The 19,188-nt window shown below is 62.8% G+C and carries 19 protein-coding genes; 8 read left to right on the forward strand and 11 right to left on the reverse strand.

Going from position 1 to position 19,188, the window contains the following annotated elements:
• Nucleotides 1–122: 122 nt before the first annotated feature.
• The gene (locus AC0L3O_RS14905) at nucleotides 123–1,178 is read right to left on the reverse strand and encodes a sugar phosphate isomerase/epimerase family protein (protein ID WP_287066992.1); all 1,056 of its coding nucleotides are present in this window, start codon (nucleotides 1,176–1,178) and stop codon (nucleotides 123–125) included.
• A gap of 394 nt (nucleotides 1,179–1,572) precedes the next feature.
• Here AC0L3O_RS14905 and AC0L3O_RS14910 point away from each other — a divergent pair, with 394 nt between their 5' ends.
• From AC0L3O_RS14910 to AC0L3O_RS14930, 5 genes are all read left to right on the forward strand, one after another.
• Entirely contained in the window at nucleotides 1,573–2,460 is an 888-nt protein-coding gene (locus AC0L3O_RS14910) for a sugar phosphate isomerase/epimerase family protein (RefSeq protein WP_236393036.1), read from the forward strand.
• Between the two features lie 63 nt (nucleotides 2,461–2,523).
• Nucleotides 2,524–3,693: a mandelate racemase/muconate lactonizing enzyme family protein gene (locus AC0L3O_RS14915; RefSeq protein ID WP_287172921.1), complete on the forward strand. Its 1,170-nt coding sequence runs from the start codon at nucleotides 2,524–2,526 to the stop codon at nucleotides 3,691–3,693.
• A 2-nt stretch (nucleotides 3,694–3,695) separates the two neighbouring features.
• A complete protein-coding gene (locus tag AC0L3O_RS14920; RefSeq protein ID WP_473615906.1) occupies nucleotides 3,696–4,412 on the forward strand; it encodes a FadR/GntR family transcriptional regulator in 717 nt (238 codons plus the stop codon).
• Nucleotide 4,413: 1 nt separating this feature from the next.
• Complete coding sequence (locus AC0L3O_RS14925; RefSeq protein ID WP_473535457.1) at nucleotides 4,414–5,394, forward strand: hydroxyacid dehydrogenase; 981 nt, start codon at nucleotides 4,414–4,416, stop codon at nucleotides 5,392–5,394.
• A gap of 43 nt (nucleotides 5,395–5,437) precedes the next feature.
• On the forward strand, nucleotides 5,438–5,827 hold the full coding sequence (locus tag AC0L3O_RS14930; RefSeq protein ID WP_473615908.1) for a hypothetical protein: 390 nt from the start codon (nucleotides 5,438–5,440) through the stop codon (nucleotides 5,825–5,827).
• A gap of 11 nt (nucleotides 5,828–5,838) precedes the next feature.
• Here AC0L3O_RS14930 and AC0L3O_RS14935 read toward each other — a convergent pair whose 3' ends face one another.
• Nucleotides 5,839–7,134 carry an amidase gene (locus AC0L3O_RS14935; protein ID WP_473615909.1) on the reverse strand — a complete coding sequence of 432 codons (1,296 nt, stop codon included), beginning with the start codon at nucleotides 7,132–7,134 and terminating at the stop codon, nucleotides 5,839–5,841.
• Between the two features lie 56 nt (nucleotides 7,135–7,190).
• Nucleotides 7,191–8,099 carry an SDR family oxidoreductase gene (locus AC0L3O_RS14940; RefSeq protein ID WP_473535459.1) on the reverse strand — a complete coding sequence of 303 codons (909 nt, stop codon included), beginning with the start codon at nucleotides 8,097–8,099 and terminating at the stop codon, nucleotides 7,191–7,193.
• Nucleotides 8,100–8,203: 104 nt separating this feature from the next.
• On the opposite strand from AC0L3O_RS14940, the gene AC0L3O_RS14945 reads away from it, so the two are divergent.
• Nucleotides 8,204–8,776 carry a TetR/AcrR family transcriptional regulator gene (locus AC0L3O_RS14945; protein ID WP_473535460.1) on the forward strand — a complete coding sequence of 191 codons (573 nt, stop codon included), beginning with the start codon at nucleotides 8,204–8,206 and terminating at the stop codon, nucleotides 8,774–8,776.
• Nucleotides 8,777–8,832: 56 nt separating this feature from the next.
• Here AC0L3O_RS14945 and AC0L3O_RS14950 read toward each other — a convergent pair whose 3' ends face one another.
• A complete protein-coding gene (locus AC0L3O_RS14950) occupies nucleotides 8,833–10,044 on the reverse strand; it encodes an MFS transporter (protein ID WP_473615910.1) in 1,212 nt (403 codons plus the stop codon).
• Nucleotides 10,045–10,136: 92 nt separating this feature from the next.
• Between AC0L3O_RS14950 and AC0L3O_RS14955 the strand changes: the two genes are divergently transcribed.
• On the forward strand, nucleotides 10,137–11,108 hold the full coding sequence (locus AC0L3O_RS14955) for an AraC family transcriptional regulator (RefSeq protein ID WP_473615911.1): 972 nt from the start codon (nucleotides 10,137–10,139) through the stop codon (nucleotides 11,106–11,108).
• Between the two features lie 70 nt (nucleotides 11,109–11,178).
• Here the strand turns inward: AC0L3O_RS14955 and AC0L3O_RS14960 are convergent, their stop codons facing one another.
• From AC0L3O_RS14960 to AC0L3O_RS14990, 7 genes are all read right to left on the reverse strand, one after another.
• Nucleotides 11,179–12,264, reverse strand: a complete 1,086-nt coding sequence (locus AC0L3O_RS14960) for an ABC transporter ATP-binding protein (protein WP_473615912.1) — start codon at nucleotides 12,262–12,264, stop codon at nucleotides 11,179–11,181.
• On the reverse strand, nucleotides 12,264–13,373 hold the full coding sequence (locus tag AC0L3O_RS14965) for an ABC transporter ATP-binding protein (RefSeq protein WP_128184826.1): 1,110 nt from the start codon (nucleotides 13,371–13,373) through the stop codon (nucleotides 12,264–12,266). Before AC0L3O_RS14965 ends, AC0L3O_RS14960 begins: the two co-directional genes overlap by 1 nt.
• Nucleotides 13,370–13,579 carry a hypothetical protein gene (locus AC0L3O_RS14970; RefSeq protein WP_027153141.1) on the reverse strand — a complete coding sequence of 70 codons (210 nt, stop codon included), beginning with the start codon at nucleotides 13,577–13,579 and terminating at the stop codon, nucleotides 13,370–13,372. Before AC0L3O_RS14970 ends, AC0L3O_RS14965 begins: the two co-directional genes overlap by 4 nt.
• Nucleotides 13,576–14,535, reverse strand: coding sequence for a carbohydrate ABC transporter permease (locus AC0L3O_RS14975; protein WP_027153142.1), 960 nt, complete (start codon nucleotides 14,533–14,535; stop codon nucleotides 13,576–13,578). The genes AC0L3O_RS14970 and AC0L3O_RS14975 overlap by 4 nt, the downstream gene beginning before the upstream one ends.
• 1 nt (nucleotide 14,536) lies before the next feature.
• Entirely contained in the window at nucleotides 14,537–15,442 is a 906-nt protein-coding gene (locus AC0L3O_RS14980) for a carbohydrate ABC transporter permease (protein ID WP_027153143.1), read from the reverse strand.
• A 72-nt stretch (nucleotides 15,443–15,514) separates the two neighbouring features.
• Entirely contained in the window at nucleotides 15,515–16,831 is a 1,317-nt protein-coding gene (locus AC0L3O_RS14985; RefSeq protein WP_091595650.1) for an extracellular solute-binding protein, read from the reverse strand.
• Between the two features lie 358 nt (nucleotides 16,832–17,189).
• A complete protein-coding gene (locus tag AC0L3O_RS14990) occupies nucleotides 17,190–17,873 on the reverse strand; it encodes a TetR/AcrR family transcriptional regulator (protein WP_128248234.1) in 684 nt (227 codons plus the stop codon).
• Nucleotides 17,874–17,989: 116 nt separating this feature from the next.
• On the opposite strand from AC0L3O_RS14990, the gene AC0L3O_RS14995 reads away from it, so the two are divergent.
• The gene (locus tag AC0L3O_RS14995; RefSeq protein ID WP_473535463.1) at nucleotides 17,990–19,186 is read left to right on the forward strand and encodes a Tm-1-like ATP-binding domain-containing protein; all 1,197 of its coding nucleotides are present in this window, start codon (nucleotides 17,990–17,992) and stop codon (nucleotides 19,184–19,186) included.
• Nucleotides 19,187–19,188: the final 2 nt, after the last annotated feature.

Raw genomic sequence — 19,188 nt, forward strand, 5'->3', positions numbered from 1 at the left:
TTGAGGGGAGGGTGGCCCGAAGGGCCGGGAGGGGTCGGTTCATGCCGAGCGCTACGCCCAGCGACCCCACCCCGATCCGCTGCGCGGATCGACCCTCCCCTCAAGGGGGAGGGAAAGCGGTGCTAGATTCCCATCATGGCGCGCAGCACCTTTTTATCGGTCGCGCTGCCGGCGAAGTCGTCGAATGCCTTTTCCGTCACCCTGATGATGTGATGCTGGATGAAGGGCGCGCCTTCGGCCGCGCCATCCTCGGGGTGCTTCAGGCAGCACTCCCATTCCAGAACCGCCCACGAATCGTAGTCGTATTGGGCGAGCTTGGAAAAGATGCCGCCGAAATCCACTTGGCCGTCGCCGAGTGAGCGGAAACGCCCGGCCCGGTTCGTCCAGCTCTGATAACCGGAATAGACGCCTTGCCGGCCGGTCGGATTGAACTCGGCATCCTTGGCGTGGAAGGCCTTGATCCGCTCGTGATAAATGTCGATGAATTCGAGATAGTCGAGTTGCTGCAGCAGGAAATGCGACGGGTCGTAATTGATATTGCAGCGCTTGTGGCCGCCGACCGCGTCAAGGAACATCTCGAATGTCGCACCGTCGAAGACGTCCTCGCCCGGATGGATCTCGTAGCCAACATCGACGCCATTGTCCTCATAGACGTCGAGGATCGGTTTCCAGCGCTTTCCCAGTTCGGAAAACGCTTCCTCGATCAATCCCGCCGGCCGTTGCGGCCACGGATAAAGGTAGGGAAAAGCCAACGCTCCACAAAACGACACCGACGCCTTGAGCCCGAGGTTCTTGGAAGCCTTGGCGCCGAACTTCATCTGTTCGACCGCCCATTGCTGCCTGGCCTTCGGATTGTTGTGCACCGCAGGCGGTGCGAAGCCGTCGAACTGCGCGTCATAGGCCGGATGCACCGCCACCAACTGCCCCTGCAAATGCGTCGACAGCTCGGTGATCTCGACGCCGGCATCGCTGCAGATGCCCTTCACCTCGTCGCAATAGGCCTGGGAAGACGCCGCTTTCTCGAGGTCGAACAGCCGGCTGTCCCAGGTCGGGATCTGCACGCCCTTGTAGCCCAGCCCGGCCGCCCATCTGGTGATCGACGGCAGCGAATTGAACGGTGCGGCATCGCCCGCGAACTGCGCCAGAAACAGCCCAGGACCTTTCATTGTCGACGGCATCGGCATCCTCCCTCATTATCCACGACCAAGCATAGCGCCGATTGAAAGCAGGGCCAGCCTCTTTGGTCTTTTCTCGACAGGCGCTAGTGCGCGCCGTCATTCTGGTATTACCAAATATGCTGATTTGGTCAAGCGCCGCCGCGCGCAACCGGCGCTCCGCAAATTGCCGGTCAGCGGGCAAATATGCCAGTTTAATCAAAGAAATAATCATGGGCCGAGGCTGCCTTGCAGGATTTCTTGCCGTCCAGATGAAATTGCTGTAGACCTCTTTTCACGCCCAATTGGTCGAACCAGTTACGACGAATGCTGGAGCGCCTTGGGGAGGAACCATGCAACGCAATCTGGGGTGCGTCGCAGGCGAATTGTTACAGGCGAATTCTGGGAAGGACAGACCATGCATCTTTCAACGCACAACTGGATGCGGGCGGAACCGCTGGAAACGACGCTCAAGCGCATCAAGAAATTCGGCTATGAATCGATCGAGATTTCCGGCGAGCCCGCGCAATACAAGACCAACGAGACGCGCGCGCTCTTGAAGGAGCACGGCATCCGCTGCTGGGGGGCGGTGACGCTGATGCTGGGCGAGCGCAATCTGGCCGCCAGGGACCAGGGCCAACGCGAGCGCTCGGTGCAGTATGTCAAAGAGGTGCTGACGATGGTCAGCGAACTCGATGGCGAGATCATCACGCTCGTTCCCGCCACCGTCGGCAAGGTGGTGCCGGACGGCACCGAGGAAGAAGAATGGAAATGGGTCGTCGACGCCACCAGGGAATGCTTTACCCATGCCAGGAAAGTGGGCGTCAAGATCGCGGTCGAGCCGCTCAACCGCTTCGAGACCTACCTGTTCAACCGCGGCGCCCAGGCGCTGGCTCTGGCCGATGCGGTCAGCCCTGAATGCGGTGTCTGCCTCGACGCCTATCACCTCCATATGGAGGAGTTCAACGTCTACGATGCCATCCGGCAGGTCGGAAACCGCCTGTTCGATTTCCACGTCGCCGACAACAACCGCTTCGCCGCCGGTCTCGGACAGATCGACTGGCCGAAGATCGTCGACACCCTGAAAGAGGCCGGTTACGACGGCGCGTTGACCAACGAGTTCGTCGCCCCTGTCGACCGCACGCCGGCTGCTCCCTATCCCGACATGGTCGATCGCAACCCGGTCGACATCTCGCCGGAGCAGCTTAAATTCATCCAGGACCACGGTTCCAGCGTGCTCACGGAAAAATTCTACACCGACCAGATGCGCATCACCGCCGAAACGCTGCTGCCGCTGATCAAGTAATCGATCTCTGGAAACGAGCCTTTCCGACGGCGGCCCCTAACGGCGGCAAGGCAGAGGAAGAACATGCGCATCAAGACGGTCCAAGCCTGGTGGGTCCGCATACCGATCGAAGCCGCGCGGCAGCACCGCAGCGACTTCGGTCAGGTGACGACGTTCGACGCCGCAATCCTGCGTATCGAGACCGCCGATGGGCTGGTCGGCTGGGGCGAAGGCAAGAATGCCGCCGGCAGCACCGGCAGCTATGGCGCCCTCGTCCACATGCTGAACCACGAGGTCGGCCCGCAGCTGATCGGCTGCGATCCGGCCGACATCGGGGTGATCTGGGAGATGCTCTACAATGGCGTGCGCCACGACAGCGCCGCGCAAAACGGCCACGCCATGCCGCAATTGGCGCGGCGCGGCATCAGCATCGCCGCGATCAGCGCCGTCGATATCGCATTGTGGGATATTCTGGGCAAGTCGCTGGGGCTTCCGGTCTGGCGGCTGCTCGGCGGCCGCAAGCTTGACCGCATGCCGGCCTATGCTTCCGGCGGCTGGGCCTCCACCGAGGCAATCGGCGAGCAGTTGAAATCCTATATCGCCAAGGGCGGCTTCAAGGCGCTGAAGATGCGGATCGGCGCGATGGACGGCGCTCCGCACAATTCCGCCGCCCGCGTCCGCGCCGCAAGGCAGGCGCTCGGCCCCGAAGTCGACCTGATGGTCGATGCGCACGGCACCTATACGGTGGCGGAAGCCAAACGCTTCATCCATCTCGCCGGCGATCTCGATCTGGCCTGGTTCGAGGAGCCGGTCATCGCTGACGACAAACCCGGCATGGCCGAAGTGCGGGCGTCCGGTTCCATCCCGATCGCCACCGGCGAAAGCGAAGCGACGCGCTACGCCTTCCGCGACCTCGCCACGCTCAAGGCTGCCGACATCTTCCAGCCGGACCCTGCCTTCTGCGGCGGCATCAGCGAGGCGATGAAGATCGGCACCATCGCCAGCGCCTTCAATCTGCGCTTCGCGCCGCATCTGTGGGCCGGCGCGCCTTGCTTCTTTGCCGGGCTGCATGTCTGCGCTGCTTCGCCGGCTAGCTTTACCGTCGAATATTCGCTCGGCGCCAATCCGATGATCCACGATCTGATCGAGGAGACTGTCGAAGCAAAGGACGGTATGATAGCGATCCCCGAGAAGCCTGGACTGGGATTCACCCTTTCGGAACGGTTCCTGGAGGCGCACGCGCTACGCGGCTGATCATGAAAGAAAAGAACCTTCTCGCGGAACTCGCCGCCTATTTGTTCTCCCACTCCGACAAGGCAACCGGCCGAACGCCGTCGGAGCGTGAACTGGCGGAGCATTTCGCCGTCAGCCGCGGCCAGATCCGCGAGGCGCTGGCCATCCTCGAAGCCATGCGCATCGTCGAGCGCCGAGCCAAGTCCGGCATCTACATCGACACCAAGCAGGCCAGCGTCGAAGCGATGGCGCTTTTTGCCAAGGCCGGCCTGCCGCTCGATCCGATCCAGATCTACGAGACCGTCGAGTTGCGCAAGATCCACGAGATTAAGGCTGCCGAGCTTGCCTGCTCGCGCGCCACCGAGGAAAATTTCGAGCGGCTGCGCGAAATCCTGAAAGCTTCGGAAGACCGCATTGCGGCGAGCGAGGGCCTCGCCAAGGAGGACCGCGAATTTCACCTTGAGATTGTGCGGGCAACCAAGAACAGCGTTTTTCACAACATATGCAGCCTCTATTACTTGATGGGCGAGCAACGCCTGCCGATCTACTTCAACGATCCCGAACGCAGCATGCGCTCGCATGCCGAGCACATCCAGATCTACGAGGCGCTGCTGCGCCGCGACGGCAACCTCGCCCAGGCGCTGATGAGCGCCCATCTGCAAGGCGCGGAAAGCTATTGGAAAGGCCTGATCGAGGGCGGCGGGGCAGAACCTCACAGCCCAGCGCTCGAACCGGTCTGACATGCCTAAGATCTTGACGACACACACGCTGCACCCGCGCGCCTCCGCCATGTTGACCGGCGCCGGCGAACTCGTCGTCGCCTCAGCCCTTGATGCCGACACGCTGGCGACTGAGGCGAGGGACGCCAATATCATCATCGTTCGCGCGCCGCTGCCAGCAGCGCTTTTCGAAGGGGCGACGAAGCTCCGGGCGGCAATCCGCCATGGCGCCGGGCTCGACATGGTTCCCATGGAAGCCGCCACGGCGGCTGGCGTGCTGGTGGCAAACGTGCCGGCGGTCAATGCGCGCTCGGTCGCCGAATACGTGATGTTCGCGGCGCTGGCACTGCTGCGGCGCTTCCGCATGGTCGACCGCGACTTGCGGGCGAAGGGCTGGCTGGCCGGCCGCGACCACACCATTCTCGCCAGCGAACTCGCCGGCAAGACGATCGGCATTGTCGGCTTCGGCGCCATCGGACAGGCAGTCGGCCATATCGCGGCGCATGGTTTCGAGCTGAACGTGGTGGCGACGACGCGCAGCATGAGGCCGGCGCCGGACAGGGTGGGGTTCCTGTCGATCGATGCGCTGGTCGAGCAGAGCGACATCATCGTTCTGTGCTGCCCGCTGACAGCGGAGACGCGCGGCCTGATCAACCGCGAGCGCATCGGTCGAATGAAGCCGCACGCGCTGCTGATCAATATTTCGCGCGGGCCGGTGATCGACGACGAGGCGCTGATCGAAGCCCTGCAGAAGGACCGTATCGGCGGCGCCGCGCTCGATGTCTTTGCGATGCAGCCGCTGCCGCCCAATCACCCCTATTTCGGCTTCGACAATGTCATTGTCACGCCCCATATGGCCGGCATCACCGAGCAGTCGATGATGCGCATGGGCGTCGGCTCGGCTGATGAAACCTTGCTGGTGCTGGCCAACAAATTGCCGGTCAACCTGCGCAATCCCGAAGTCGTCGAGCATTACCGGCGGCGGTTCCCGGCCGACGCGTAACGCTACCGCCGTTTCGCCCAATTTCTGCACGACGCTGCACCCCATGCTCGTTTGTCGCCGCACCCCGCTGCTCGTTGCGATCGTTTCGATCTGCGTCCTGCCCTCGGTCGCTGCAGCCGAGAGCAGCAGTTATGTCTATTGCGACAACGGCCTGCGGTGCGTGATGGCGCCCTGTCCGTCGAACAGCGGGCTCGATCTTGCCACGGGCAAGATCATCAAGGGCGTGTCGATCGACATCGAGGAACTGCCGCCGCAGGACAAGGCACCCGATCTTTCGGACAAGCTCTACGCCGGCAAGGTCGTCGTTGTTGGCTCCATCGAGAACCGAACCCAGACCCTCAACGGCAAGCAATACACTCTGCCATGGCTGGTCGCGACCGGTATCGAACGCGCGTCCAGGGACAGCGAACGGGGCCACTGTTCGTCGCATTAACGTTCACATCTTCAACGGCCAAGCAGTGCCTCGACTTCCGCCGCGATGCGCAGCAGACGGTGGTCGTCGCCGTGGCGCGCCACCAGCATCAGCCCGGCCGGGCGCGCCATTCCCGGCATCGGCAGCGAGATCGCGCAGAGGTCGAACTGGTTGGCGATCTGCGTGTTGCGCAGCAGAAGGCCTTCCGTACGCTCACACAGCGCTTCGTCGCTGGTCATCGACACGATGGTCGGCGCGGTGACCGGCGCGGTCGGCAGGGCCAGCACATCGACAGACGCCAGCCGCTCGTCCATGGCGGCGACAAGCGCCGTGCGGCGGCGGATTGCCCTTATATAGGCCGTGGCCGGAACCGCGGCAGCGCGCGACAACGGCTCGCTCACCCGCGGATCGACCGGCGTCGCCGCGCCTGTTGCCAGCCAATCTGCATGGACCTCGGCCCCCTCCATTGCCGCGATCGAGGCCCGCCTGGTTACCGCGCGCAAATCGGCAAGGAGGTCGTCGATCGGCAGATCGGCGAGGCGTGCACCGGCGCGTTCCAGCTTGCGAACACATCGGTCGAACACCGCCGAGACCTCTTCTTCCGTATCTTCGAACAGCACGCCGCGCGGAATGCCGATGCGCAGCCCCGCAAACGAAAGCGGAACCAGAGCCACAGCCTGCTCGCCCGCCATCACCGCATCGGCTGCCGCACATTCGGCGACGGTGCGCGCAAGCGGGCCGATAGAGTCGAGCGTGTCGGACAGCGGGAAGACGCCATCGCGCGGTACCCGCCGCGCCGTCGGCTTGAAGCCGACGACACCGTTCAGCGCCGCCGGAATACGCACTGAGCCGCCGGTGTCGGAACCGATCGATATTGCGCTCGTGGCTTCGGCAACGGAAACACCGGCGCCGGAGGATGAGCCACCCGCGATCCGGCCGGCGTCGGTCGCATTGCCGGGCGTGCCGTAATGCGGGTTGACGCCGATTGCGGTGAAGGCGAATTCGGTCATGTTGGTCTTGCCGAAGATCACCGCGCCCGCTTGCCGCAGCCGCCGCACGATGACGGCATCCCGCAGCGCCGGCGCTGCGGTGCTGAGCAACAACGAACCGGCCGTGGTCGGCTCGCCGGCGACATCGAACAGGTCCTTGATCGACAGAATTGTTCCGTCGAGCGGCCCGATCGTCACGCCGGCTCTGCGCCTGGCATCGGCGGCGTCGGCTGCTGCTCGTGCGGCTTCCGGATAGAGTTTTACGAATACGCTTTCATTGTCGGCGCGGACGGCGAGACGCGAAAGGACGGCTTCGAGGCGGTCGCGGGCTGATTGCATGGCACAGTCTACTTTTTTATTGTCGCCCGAACAGCCCAGCACACTGACGTCAACGGCTAGCGATAGCCAGTCACATCCGCTGGTTTGCCGGCGTCCTGAACCTCGGGAACGTAGCGCCACGCGTCAGGCCGCGAGCCGTCGAGATCGGTAAAGCCGTAGACCTGCGCCAGCCCGCCACTCGACAGCGACTGTCCGTTCCAGCGCGAACGATCCGGGTCCGCCGCAAGCGCCGCCACTGCGCGCCCGATAAAGCGCGGGGTCTCGGAAATGACGAAATGCGGCACTTTTGCTGTCGCATCACGCCAGTTGTCCTCGGTCACCCCGAAAGCTTCCAACATCATTTCCGAACGCAGCCAGCCGGGTGTCAGCGAAATCGAGGTGGCGCCGTGCGGGGCGAGGTCCTTGGCATGGGCCCAGGCCATACGGGTCACCGACACTTTGGCGAGGTCATAGAACGGTGAGAGCCGATAATGCTCGGCATTATACTCCGCGGTGCCGTCGGTGACTTCGACCAGCAGGCCGCCCGGGCGCTCGATCAGAAGCGGCAGCGCGTAATGCGCGGTGATCAGATGCGTGTCGATGCCCAGCCGCAACATGCGCAAACCATTCGTGAGTTCATGCTCCCAGACCGGCTTGTTCCATTCGAACAGTTTCTCGCCGCCCCAAATGTCGTTGACCAGCACATCGAGGCGGCCCTGCTCGGCACGTATCCGGTCGACCAGCTTGCGCACGTCTTCGGCAACCAGATGGTCGACTTGCACAGCGATGCCATGGCCGCCTTGCGCTGAAACAAGCTCTGCCGTTTCCTCGATGGTTTCCGGGCGGGCGTATTCGGACTGATGCGCGCGTGTCGTCCGCCCGGTGACGTAGACCGTCGCGCCCGCGGCACCCAGTTCGACAGCAATACCTCTCCCCGCACCGCGCGTGGCGCCAGCGACCAAAGCGACCTTTCCCTCAAGCGTCATTGAACTCCCCAGACTCTGACCAACCAATGCTCTGACCAACCAATGCTGGCCTTCTTCAATGTTAAGATATATAAATGATCATTCGGTTATAAATGGATGTCAAGATGCCTCGGCAAAAAACGCAATCCGACGAGGACGTGCTGGAAGCGGCGCACCGGCTGATCCACAGGCATGGCCCGGAGGCACTCACATTTGAACGGCTGTCCCAAACTTGCGGGCTCTCCGGATCGACCCTGGTGCAGCGTTTCAAGAACAAGGCCAAGCTCAGGCAAAGAACCTTGCTGCAGGCATGGGACAGGCTGGACGCGAAGACGACAAAACTCGCAGACGCGACGCCGAGGACCCCTGTTGGCGCGATCGAATTGTTGGTGGCGCTATCGCGTGACTATGGCGACATCGAATCCTATGCAGAGGGCCTGCTCGTCCTGCGCGAAGATCTGCGCGATCCGGTGCTTCGCGCGCGGGGGGCGTCGTGGAAGGCATCCCTGTGCAACATCCTCGACTCTTGCTTTGCCTCTGTCGTCGACACGCCGTTGGACATCGGCCTGCTGATGGCATCGCACTGGCAAGGCTCGCTGCTTTGGTGGAGCTTCGACCCGAAGGCCGAAGTTGCATCCTACGTCGAAGACAGTCTGGGCCGTTTTGTCAACGCAATCGTCACGGCCCGAAAACCATAACCGATATTCGGGCCAGTTCTTGGAGGCGTCCTAGGTGGGACGCACCTACGGATGACTTAGGTTGCGCTCCTCGGGCCGAGCAGGAACGCCGCCAAGGCCGGCAGCAAAGTCGCGATCCCGCAATAGGCGAAAGCGCTGGCAACGCCGGCATTGTCGACCAGCAGGCCGCCGAAAACGGCGCCCAGTGCGATGGCCACCTGGAATGTGGCGACCATCAGCCCGCCAGCGCTTTCTGCCTGGTCGGGAGCGGCTCGCACCAGCCAGGTCTGCAGCCCGACCGGCACCGCGCCAAAGGCAAAACCCCAGGCGGCCACCGCGATCGCCGCCACCGCGGGCGAGGCGCCGACGGTCAGCAGCAGAAGTGCTGCGACTGCAATCAGCAGCGGCGCCAGGCCCACTGCAGTCTTGAGGCTGCGTTCGGCCATGAAGCCGCCGGCAAAATTGCCGAAGAAGCCACCGATGCCGTAGGCGAGCAGCACAAGCGAGATCGTCTCGATGTCCAGCGCAGGCACCTTCTCGAGAAACGGGCGGACATAGGTGAAGCCGGCAAAATGCCCCGAGGCGACCAGCAGGACCACCAGAAGCGCAACCCTGATCATCGGCCGCTTTATTACCTCCAGCAAGGTCCGAAAGCTTGCCACGCCCGCCGGCGGCAGCTTCGGAAGGGTGGCGATCTGCACGAGCAGCGCCAGGGCGCCGACAACAGCTGCGATCATGAAGGCCGTTCGCCATCCCCAGATGTCGCCGACATAGGCACCGACCGGGGCCGCACAGACGGTCGCCACCGAAACGCCGGTGAGGATGATCGACATGGCGCGCGGCATCAGCCGCATCGGGACAAGCCGCATCGCCATGGCCGCCGACACCGACCAGAAGCCGCCGAGGCTGATCCCGAGCATGATGCGGGCGATCAGAAGGACGGGAAGCGAGGACGCAAACGCCGCCAACAGGTTCGACAGGATCAGCAGCACGGTCAGTCCCCACATGACGAGCCTGCGGTCCAGCCGTTTGGTGACGATGGCCATGGTCGGAGCGACTATCGCGCCGACAACGGCGGTTGCCGTCACCGCTTGGCCGGCGGTGCCTTCGGTCACGCCGAGATCCTGCGCCAGCGGCGTCAGCAGGCTGGCAGGCAGGAATTCCGCGGTCACCAGCCCAAACACACCGAGCGCGAGGGATACGACCGCCCCCCACGCCGGCTCGGCTCGTTCATCGGTTTCCGCCGGATCGAGAACGGCGTCGATGACGCCTGTGGCGGGTTCGGTCATGATGGGATCTCCGATCTGGTTGCAGCGCAACATTTGGCTGCAGTGCAACATAGGGAGTGACCGCCTGGAGTTTCCATGCTAGAAACACCATCATGCTTGACCATTCGTCCAAAGTTCCGGTCACCGGCGATCCGCTGACAGACATATTGCGCGGGTTACGGCTCGACGGCGTCGAATATGGCCGCTGTGAGATGCAGGAGCCTTGGGGCCTCCAGTTTCCGGCCCAGACGGCGGCGCGGTTTCATTTCATCGGCCGCAAGGGATGCTGGTTGCTGCAGCCGTCCGGCGAATGGGTCGAGCTCAAGGCGGGCGACGCGGTGCTGCTGCCGCGCGGCGCCGCACACGTCCTGGCGAGCGAGCCGGGCACCGAGACTTCGCCGATCCAGGGCTATAAGGTCGCGGAACTCTGCAAGAACGTCTACTGCCTGTCCAATGAAGGTTGCCGGCCGGGGACGCTGCTGTTTTTTGGCAGCATGTACTTCAATCTCGACGGTTTGCACCCATTGCTCGGCATGATGCCGGACGTCATGCGCGCGCACGAGTTGGAAGCCTATGAACTTGGTATCCCGCATCTGCTGGAGGCGATGGCGCGCGAAGTGACGATGGAGCGCGTCGGCTCCGGCGGCATTCTGGCACGGCTTGCCGATGTGCTGGCCGCCACCGTCATCCGCTCATGGGTCGAGCGCGGCTGCGGCGACTCGTCCGGCTGGATCGCCGCGGTGAGGGATCGCGAGATCGGGCGCGTGCTGGCCGCGATCCATCTCGAACCGGACCGCGACTGGACGGTGGAGACGCTGGCCAGGATGATGGGCGCCTCTCGGTCGGGCTTCGCCGAGCGCTTCGCGACGATCGTCGGCGAAACGCCGGCCAAATATGTCACCCAGGTGAGAATGCACCAGGCACGGCAATGGCTGGTCCGCGACCGGTTGAAGATTTCCGTCGTCGCCGCACGCCTGGGCTATGAATCCGACGCGTCGTTCAGTCGGGCGTTCAAGCGCGTCATCGGATCGGCTCCCAGCCATTTTCGCGCCGAGGAACAGGCCGAGACCCGCCAAGCCGGCTAAACCTGGCCACAGGCTTCAAGCCGCCTAGCAATTTGCCGCCCAACAGACGCGCATTTTTGCGCGACGCGGCTTAGCCTGCGTGACGAAGGCTTATCCCGGTACCCTTGTCGAACAGCACCACCTTGTCCGGGTCCCAGGCAAAGCGCACCGGCTGCTCGATCTCGACATCGGTTCTGGCCGGCACCGTGGCCCGCAGCATGGCGTCGCCGACCCGCAGCGTCAGGATCTTTTCGACGCCATGGTTCTCGACATCGTGGACGCGCGCTTCCACCGGTGCCCCGCTCTCGAGATAGAGATCCTCGGGACGAATACCGAAGACGAGCGGGCGACCGTCGGTCTCGCCGCTCGTCCTGGCCCCCCCCGCAAAAGGCAGTTCGAAATTCAGCGGTGCCATCACCACGCGGCCGTTGACGAGCTTGCCGTCGATGAGGTTCATCGGCGGCGAGCCGACGAAGCTCGCCACATAGGTGTCGCGCGGATTGTTGTAGATCTCATAGGGCGTGCCGGTCTGGACGATGCGGCCATGGTTGAGCACGCCAACCTTGTCGCCCATCGACATCGCCTCGATTTGATCGTGCGTGACGAACAGGAAGGTCTGGCCAAGGTTCATTTGGATGTTCTTCAGCTCGGTGCGCAGTGCCTCGCGCAACTTGGCATCGAGCGCCGACAGCGGCTCATCCATCAGGAATACGCGCGGCTTCCTGACGATGGCGCGACCAATCGAGACGCGCTGCATCTCGCCGCCAGAGAGGCGATCCGTCTTGCGGTCGAGCAGATGCTCGATCCGCAAGGTCTTGGCAACGCGGTCGACGCGCGTCTTGATCTCGTCGGGCTCGATGCGGCGGATTTTCGGCTTCAGCGGGAATTCGAGGTTTTCGCGCACCGTGTAGCGCGGATAAAGCGAATATTGCTGCAGCACCAGCGCCACATCCCGCTCGGCGGCACCCCAATTGGCGACATCGACGCCGTCGATGAAGACCTGACCTTCGGTCGGCTTCTCCAGGCCGGCGACCATGCGCAGCGTCGTCGTCTTGCCGGCGCCGGTCTCGCCGAGCAGCACGAAGAACTCGCCGTCGGCAATGTCGAGATTGAGCCCGGCCAATGCGGTGTGATTGCCGAATGTCTTCGAGATGTTCTTGAGCTGGATATGGGCCATCAGAGTCTCACCCCCAGCGAATTGCCGCTTGTCGTGTCGAAGAAGTGCGCCTGCGCCGGGTCGAGCCTGGCGAAGACCTGGACCCCCGGCTTGCCGACGAAACCGGAACGGGTCCGGGCGCGCAACATCTGTGCCCCGACCTTGAGGTCGACGATGTCGTAGGAGCCAAGCGGTTCGATGATGTGCGCCTCGACCGGCAGATAACCGTCCGCCGGCTCGCGCGAGACCATCACGCCTTCGGGGCGGATGCCGAGCGCAAGGCGGTCCTGCCCGACGTTCGCGGCGTCAAGCTGGCCGACCAGTTCGGCCGGGAAAACGAACCCTTCCGCGGCCCCATCGACGGTGACCCTGGCGCCGGAGCCGTTCATCGTCACCGCCGCATTGGCAACGTTCATCACCGGCGAGCCAACGAATTGCGCCACGAACAGATTGGCCGGGTGCTTATACACTTCCGATGGGCTGCCCACCTGCTGCAGAACGCCCTCATGCATAATGACGATGCGGTCGGCAAGGCTCATCGCCTCGATCTGGTCGTGGGTGACGTAGATGGTGGTCGAGCCCTGCTTGATGTGCAGCCGCTTGATCTCCGCGCGCATCTCCTCGCGCAGCTTGGCGTCGAGCGCGCCGATCGGCTCGTCCATCAGCATCGCCTTCGGCCGCCGCACCAGCGCCCGGCCGATTGCTACGCGCTGCATGTCGCCACCCGACAGCGCCGACGGCTTCTTGCCGAGCAGATCGTTGATCTGCAGCACTTTGGCGACCGAGCGCACCTCGCCGTCGATCTCCGCCTTGCTCTTGCGCATGGCCCGCAACGGAAAAGCGATGTTCTCGTAGACGCTCATATGCGGATAGAGCGAGAACGACTGGAAAACCATGGCGATGTCGCGGTCGGCAGCCTTGAGATGCTGGACCGGCTTGCCGTCGATGAGGACATCGCCGCCGTCGATCGTCTCCAGCCCGGCGATTGCGCGAAGCGTCGTCGTCTTGCCGCAGCCCGACTGGCCGAGCAGCACGATGAACTCGTTGTCGTCGATCTTGAGATTGAGGTCTTTGATGACCTGGACGGCGCCAAAGAATTTCTGGACGCCACGAAGCTCGATCTGGGTCATGCGTGACCTTCTTTTTCCGGTGCGCCGGTCGCCTTCGGCTCCTGCCTTGGACCGACCCAGCCCGTGATCATGAACGTCAGCAGCCCGACAATGATGATCGTCAGCCCGTAGCGGTGCAGAAAGAGGTTCCACGGCTGGCAGAGCGCGATGATGCCGAGCACCATCACGATCTCGGCTGTGCGCTGGATTGTAGCATGGCGGATCATTTGCGGATCGCTCCGAAGGACATGCCGCGCAGGAGGTGGTTGCGCAACAGGAAGGTGAAGATGGCGACCGGCAGCAGGAACAGGAAGGTGCCGGCGGCGATGACCGTCCAGTCGGGCAGGCCGGAACCGACCTGGCTTGGAATGAACGGCGGCGCCGTCTGGGCGCGGCGGTTGGTCATGATCAGCGCGAAGGCATATTCGTTCCACGCGGTGATGAAGCAGAACACGGCGGTGGCGGCGATGCCGGTGGCCGCTTCCGGCAGCACGATCTTGAAGAAGGCCTCCATGCGCGTATAGCCGTCGACGAGCGCCGCCTCCTCATACTCCTTCGGAATTTCGTCCATGAACCCCTTCATCAGCCATACGGAGAAGCTGAGGTTAAAGGCGGTGTAGAGGATGATCAGGCCCCAATGCGTGTCGTTGAGGCCGACGACCCGGTACATCAGGAACATCGGGATCGCCACTACCACCGGCGGCAGCATGCGCGTCGACAGGATGAAGAAGAGCAGGTCCTGTTCCCCCTTTATCTTGAAGCGCGAGAACCCGTAAGCCGTGAAGGTGCCCATGCCGACGGCGAGGATCGTCGAGGTGATGGCGACGATCAGCGAATTCATGAAGCGGCTCGGATAGCCGGACCACTGCACCTCGCCCCTGCCCGAGCGCACCACCTTCTCGCCGCCGTCAAACACCAGCCGCTCCCACCACGGGGCGGCGGCATATTGTTCCGGCGTCGGCGCTGTGCGCAGTTGCGAGCGCTTGGTGAACAGCTTGACGAAGGGCGATATCTCCGGCTGGAAGACCACCGTCGGCGGGATGGTGGTGGCGAGGTTGCGCGGCTTGAACGCCGTCGAGGCTATCCAGTAGATCGGCGCCAGGAAGATGATCGTGACGATCAGCACGCCGACGATGGCGAGCTTGTTGAGCGAACGCTCGGCAGAGGTGGTGACAGCGGCCATGTTAGCGCTCCTTCACCTTGTTCAGGTATTTGACGTAGATGTTGGTGATCGCCAGGATCATGATCAGCACGATGTAGGCGAGCGCGCAGGAGCGCCCGGTCTGCCATTCCTGGAACGCCATCTTGTAGAGCCGGATCGAGATCACCTCGGTGGTCGGCTGGCTGGTCAGGATGTAGGCGAGATCGAATGTCTTGAACGCCTCCATGGTGCGAAAGATGATCGCGATCATCAGGATCGGCGCGACCAGGGGCAGCGTAATGCGAAAGAAGGTATAGAACGACCCGGCGCGGTCGATCGCGGCCGCCTCGTAGAGGTGCTTCGGCACTGCAGACAGGCCGGCAAGCGACAGCAGCATGACGAAGGGCGACCACATCCAGATGTCGGTGATGGCAACCGCGTAGAGCGCCATGTCGGGGTTGGACAGCCACTCGAAGGAGCCGAGGCCAAGCGTATAGTTGATGATGCCAAAGGACGGATCGTAGAGCAGTTTCCAGAACAGGCCGACGACAGCCATCGACAGCATCATTGGCAACAGCAGCAGTGTCGTCAGCAGGCCCTTCAACGGGATATCGCGATTGAGCAGCAACGCCACGCCGAAGCCGACGATGACTTGGCCGACCACGGAGACGATGACATATTTGGCGGTGATGGCGAAATTCGACCAAATGAACGGGTCGTTGAGCAGCTCGCGGTAATTCTGCAGTCCGACGAAATTGGCCGCCGCGGGGCTCGACGCGCGAAAGTCGGTGAACGAATAGCCAAGCGAATAGAGCAGTGGAAAGATGTTGAAGACGATCAGGAAAACGATCGTCGGAATGATGAAGAGATTGCGGATCGTAAGGTCGCTCATGCCGCGGGCGGCGGAGCGCGAGTTGGGATCCAGCGTGGTCATAACTGCAGTGGCCAAGGCCCGTTCCTTCCTTGTCCGGAAAAGAAAACGGAAGGGGCGGCTCCCGCCCCCTCCGAGCGTTAGTGCCGTTTACTTCACGCGGTTGTATTTCTTGAACGTCGCGTTCCAATCCGCGGCGAGCGCATCGAGCACTTCCTTGGCCGTGCCCTGATTGCCGGTGATGTAGGGATAGACGCGTTGGTTCATCTGGATGAGCAGCTCGGCATATTCCGGCGTCGCCCAGAAGTCCTTCACCTTGAACATGGTTTCGTAGAAGGCCTTGTTGTATGGCGTGGCGTTCTGGAATTCAGGCGACTCGAGCACTTTGGCACTTGCCGTGTAACCGCCGAGTTCCGCCCATTTCTTCTGCGTCTCGTCCTTGATGAACCATTCCAGGAACTTCATCGCCTCTTCCTGATTCTGCGAATAGGAGACGACGGAGATGCCCTGGCCGCCGAGCGCGGCGAACTGATCGCCGTTCGGTCCAGGAGGGTTGGCGAAGAAGCCGGTGGCCTTGGCATTCGGGTTGGAGGCTTCGTTGATGAGCGCCGGGAAGAAAGCGAAGTAGTTCATGCTCATCGCCGCCAGGTTCTCGGTGATCGCCTGGTTGTCCTCGATGAAGAAGCTCTTGGCCCAACCAGGAGGGGTGAAGGAATAGAGCTCCTTGTAGGCCTCGAGCGCCTTGACGTTCTGCTCGGAGTTGATGATCCCGTCGACCTTGTAAGTGGCATAGTCGCCAAGCTCGCCGCCGAAGGAGAAGATGGCGTTCTCGACGCCCATCACCAGAGCGTCGTAGGAGTTATCGGTATAGATGGCGACGCCGTAGCGCTTCTCGTCGGGACGGTGGAAGAATTCGGCGATGTCGCGTAGCTGCTTCCAGTCCTTCGGCACGCCGAGATCGTAGCCGTACTTGGCTTTGAAGGCCTCCATCTCCTTCGGATCTTCGAACCAGTCCTTGCGATAGGACCAGCCGACCGCGTCGCCCTCGGCCGGAATCGACCAGTATTTGCCGGAGTTGGATGGATATTCGGCGTAGTATTTCACCGTCGCCGGCGCCATCACTTCCTTCAGATTGTGCTTGTTGAAGAAGTCAGTGAGGTCGACATAGTGACCGGCCTCGGAGGCGGCGCCGATCCACTGCGAATCGCCGACGACCATGTCGTAGGCGCTGCCCTTGGCGTTGAATTCGGTGAACGCCTTGGTCTGGAAATCCCCCCACGGCGTCGTCTCGACCGTGACCTTCACGCCGCTCTCGGCCTCGTAAAGGTTGACCAGTTCCTGCAAATAGTTCGCCGGATCCCATTCAGCCCAGAATATGGTGAGTTCCTTATCCTGCGCGTAGACGGACGTTCCGCAGGCGAGCACTAAGCCGATACCAGCAAGCATGCTGGTCATTGTCTTGCGCATGATGATTTCCTCCCTTGTGCGCATTCTACCGTATCATCCGAGCCGGCGGCGAGGCCGGCCCTGGTAGTTCCTTCCGTGATGGCGCCGTTCCGGTTTTCGAGCCTCCTCGCCCAACCGGAAATGGATCGCAGCCTCACTTTTGACCCGCTATATTGTCCTGATCTGGTATTACCAATTTCGGACGCACGTCAAGCTCTTTCTTGGACGATGGCAGGGCCTCAGACAAGCAGATTCCAGCAACATCTGTCTGTTTTTCTTAAATTTTCCTACTCGTTGATACGCAAGGCCCTTGTTCGCGCTACGAAACACCGACTATTGTCAGTAGGAGGCATCCCCATCTGGTCGAACCAGATCGATACTATTCCGCAGCTGTCGCCGGCGCACGTCTGTTTCCTCCAGCCATCGATTCCGTCACTGCAGCCCGCACCAGGGCGCCGGCTGCCCATTGCGCTACCGACATCATCTTGCGGCTGTCCAGCCCCCATATATCCTTCAGCACGATCAGCACTTCGACGCCGAATATCAGCGACAGGGCCTGTGCCAGGCGGTTGAATTCGCGAGGCGGCAGCCGGTGCTTGAGCGGTGCGATCGCGTCCTTGAGCAGATCGATGCGATGGCCGCGCGTGAAGGCCGGCTCGCCGTCGAGTGTGCCGGCCTGCCGCCGCGCCCACTGGTCGAGCGACAGCTTCAGCGCCGCCTTGAACGTCGCCTCGAAGGCTTCGATGCGTGGCATGGCCGTGTCGAACAGTTCGACGACGCGGCGCTCGGGATCGGCCGAGGTCGATTTCCAGGTGAGGATCGGCCCCAGCCCTTCGTCGACCACCGCCTGCACCAGCGCCGCCTGGCTTGGAAAGTACCGATACGCGGTGGCGCGGGAGACTTCCGCCGCTTCGGCGACCTCGCTGACCGAGGGCGTGGCGCCCGCCTGCATCAGCCTTGTCGCCGTCTCCAGCATCAACCGCCTTGTGCGGGCGCGCGGCCCGCGCGCCGCTCCAGAACCGGCATCGTCGGGCACTGCCGCTGGTTGACGTGAGACATTCATGTCAATATGATACGCACGTCTCAAAAAATTGCAATGGCCTTTCGCGCTGCCGAACGGCCGGGGCAAAAGAGCGGCCGGCAGCAACGCCGAGTGCGCCTCGAACCTGGGGAAACGCAATGAAGCGCGTCTATGTGGTGGGCACCGCCGACACCAAGGGTGAGGAACTCGCCTTTCTTGCCGATGCGGTCGCAGCCACCGGTGCTGCTGTCGCCCGCATCGACGTCGGAACGCGCAACGCGACCGTGCCGGTCGATGTCTCGGCCGAAGAGGTCGCCGGCCACCATCCCGTTGGCAGCAGCGCCGTGCTGGGCAGCGACGACCGCGGCACCGCGGTGGCGGCAATGGCCATCGCCTTCACCCGGTTTGTCCAATCGCGCACCGATATATCCGGCATGATCGGTATCGGCGGTGGTGGCGGCACTTCGATCATCACATCAGGCATGCGCGCGCTGCCGCTCGGCCTGCCCAAGATCATGGTCTCGACGCTCGCCTCGGGCGACACCGCGCCCTATGTCGATGTCTCCGACATCGTCATGATGCCGTCGGTGACCGACATGGCCGGCTTGAACCGGCTGTCTCGCGTGGTGCTGCACAACGCTGCCCAGGCAATAGCAGCCATGTCTGCAAAACCGGCGCCGCCGCCCGACGGCAAACCATCGATCGGGCTCACCATGTTCGGCGTGACCACGCCATGCGTGACTTCGATCGCCGAGCAGCTTCGTTCGAGCTATGACTGCATGGTCTTCCACGCCACCGGCACCGGCGGCCGCACCATGGAGAAGCTGGCCGACAGCGGCTTGTTGTTCGGCGTCATCGACATCACGACGACAGAGGTCTGCGACCTCCTGTTTGGCGGCGTTCTGCCGGCAACCGAAGACCGTTTCGGCGCGATCGCCCGCACGAAGTCGCCCTATGTCGGCTCGGTCGGCGCGCTCGATATGGTGAATTTCTGGGCGCCGCCGACCATTCCGGAACGCTATAGCGGACGGCTGTTTTACGAGCACAATCCGAACGTGACGCTAATGCGTACGACGCCTGACGAAAGCCGCAGGATCGGCGAATGGATCGGTGCAAGACTAAGCCTTTGCGAGGGACCGGTCCGGTTCCTCATTCCCGAAAAGGGCGTTTCGGCGCTCGACATCGAAGGCGGCGCCTTCTTCGACCCCGAGGCCGATGCAGCACTCTTCGAGGCCATCGAGCGCACGATCCTGCCGGATAACACGCGTCGCGTGATCCGCTTGCCGCTGCACATCAACGATCCCGAATTCGCCAAGGCTGCGGTTGCGGCTTTTCTCGACATCGCCAGACAGTGAGA

This window comes from Mesorhizobium sp. WSM4810, from assembly GCF_055811235.1.

Excerpts from the sequence above, each read along its gene's own strand:
- AC0L3O_RS14905 (WP_287066992.1), bottom strand. The coding sequence starts at position 1,178 with ATGCCGTCGACAATGAAAGGTCCTGGGCTGTTTCTGGCGCAGTTCGCG.
- AC0L3O_RS14910 (WP_236393036.1), top strand. The coding sequence starts at position 1,573 with ATGCATCTTTCAACGCACAACTGGATGCGGGCGGAACCGCTGGAAACG.
- AC0L3O_RS14915 (WP_287172921.1), top strand. The coding sequence starts at position 2,524 with ATGCGCATCAAGACGGTCCAAGCCTGGTGGGTCCGCATACCGATCGAA.
- AC0L3O_RS14920 (WP_473615906.1), top strand. The coding sequence starts at position 3,696 with ATGAAAGAAAAGAACCTTCTCGCGGAACTCGCCGCCTATTTGTTCTCC.
- AC0L3O_RS14925 (WP_473535457.1), top strand. The coding sequence starts at position 4,414 with ATGCCTAAGATCTTGACGACACACACGCTGCACCCGCGCGCCTCCGCC.
- AC0L3O_RS14930 (WP_473615908.1), top strand. The coding sequence starts at position 5,438 with ATGCTCGTTTGTCGCCGCACCCCGCTGCTCGTTGCGATCGTTTCGATC.
- AC0L3O_RS14935 (WP_473615909.1), bottom strand. The coding sequence starts at position 7,134 with ATGCAATCAGCCCGCGACCGCCTCGAAGCCGTCCTTTCGCGTCTCGCC.
- AC0L3O_RS14940 (WP_473535459.1), bottom strand. The coding sequence starts at position 8,099 with ATGACGCTTGAGGGAAAGGTCGCTTTGGTCGCTGGCGCCACGCGCGGT.
- AC0L3O_RS14945 (WP_473535460.1), top strand. The coding sequence starts at position 8,204 with ATGCCTCGGCAAAAAACGCAATCCGACGAGGACGTGCTGGAAGCGGCG.
- AC0L3O_RS14950 (WP_473615910.1), bottom strand. The coding sequence starts at position 10,044 with ATGACCGAACCCGCCACAGGCGTCATCGACGCCGTTCTCGATCCGGCG.
- AC0L3O_RS14955 (WP_473615911.1), top strand. The coding sequence starts at position 10,137 with ATGCTTGACCATTCGTCCAAAGTTCCGGTCACCGGCGATCCGCTGACA.
- AC0L3O_RS14960 (WP_473615912.1), bottom strand. The coding sequence starts at position 12,264 with ATGGCCCATATCCAGCTCAAGAACATCTCGAAGACATTCGGCAATCAC.
- AC0L3O_RS14965 (WP_128184826.1), bottom strand. The coding sequence starts at position 13,373 with ATGACCCAGATCGAGCTTCGTGGCGTCCAGAAATTCTTTGGCGCCGTC.
- AC0L3O_RS14970 (WP_027153141.1), bottom strand. The coding sequence starts at position 13,579 with ATGATCCGCCATGCTACAATCCAGCGCACAGCCGAGATCGTGATGGTG.
- AC0L3O_RS14975 (WP_027153142.1), bottom strand. The coding sequence starts at position 14,535 with ATGGCCGCTGTCACCACCTCTGCCGAGCGTTCGCTCAACAAGCTCGCC.
- AC0L3O_RS14985 (WP_091595650.1), bottom strand. The coding sequence starts at position 16,831 with ATGCGCAAGACAATGACCAGCATGCTTGCTGGTATCGGCTTAGTGCTC.
- AC0L3O_RS14990 (WP_128248234.1), bottom strand. The coding sequence starts at position 17,873 with ATGAATGTCTCACGTCAACCAGCGGCAGTGCCCGACGATGCCGGTTCT.
- AC0L3O_RS14995 (WP_473535463.1), top strand. The coding sequence starts at position 17,990 with ATGAAGCGCGTCTATGTGGTGGGCACCGCCGACACCAAGGGTGAGGAA.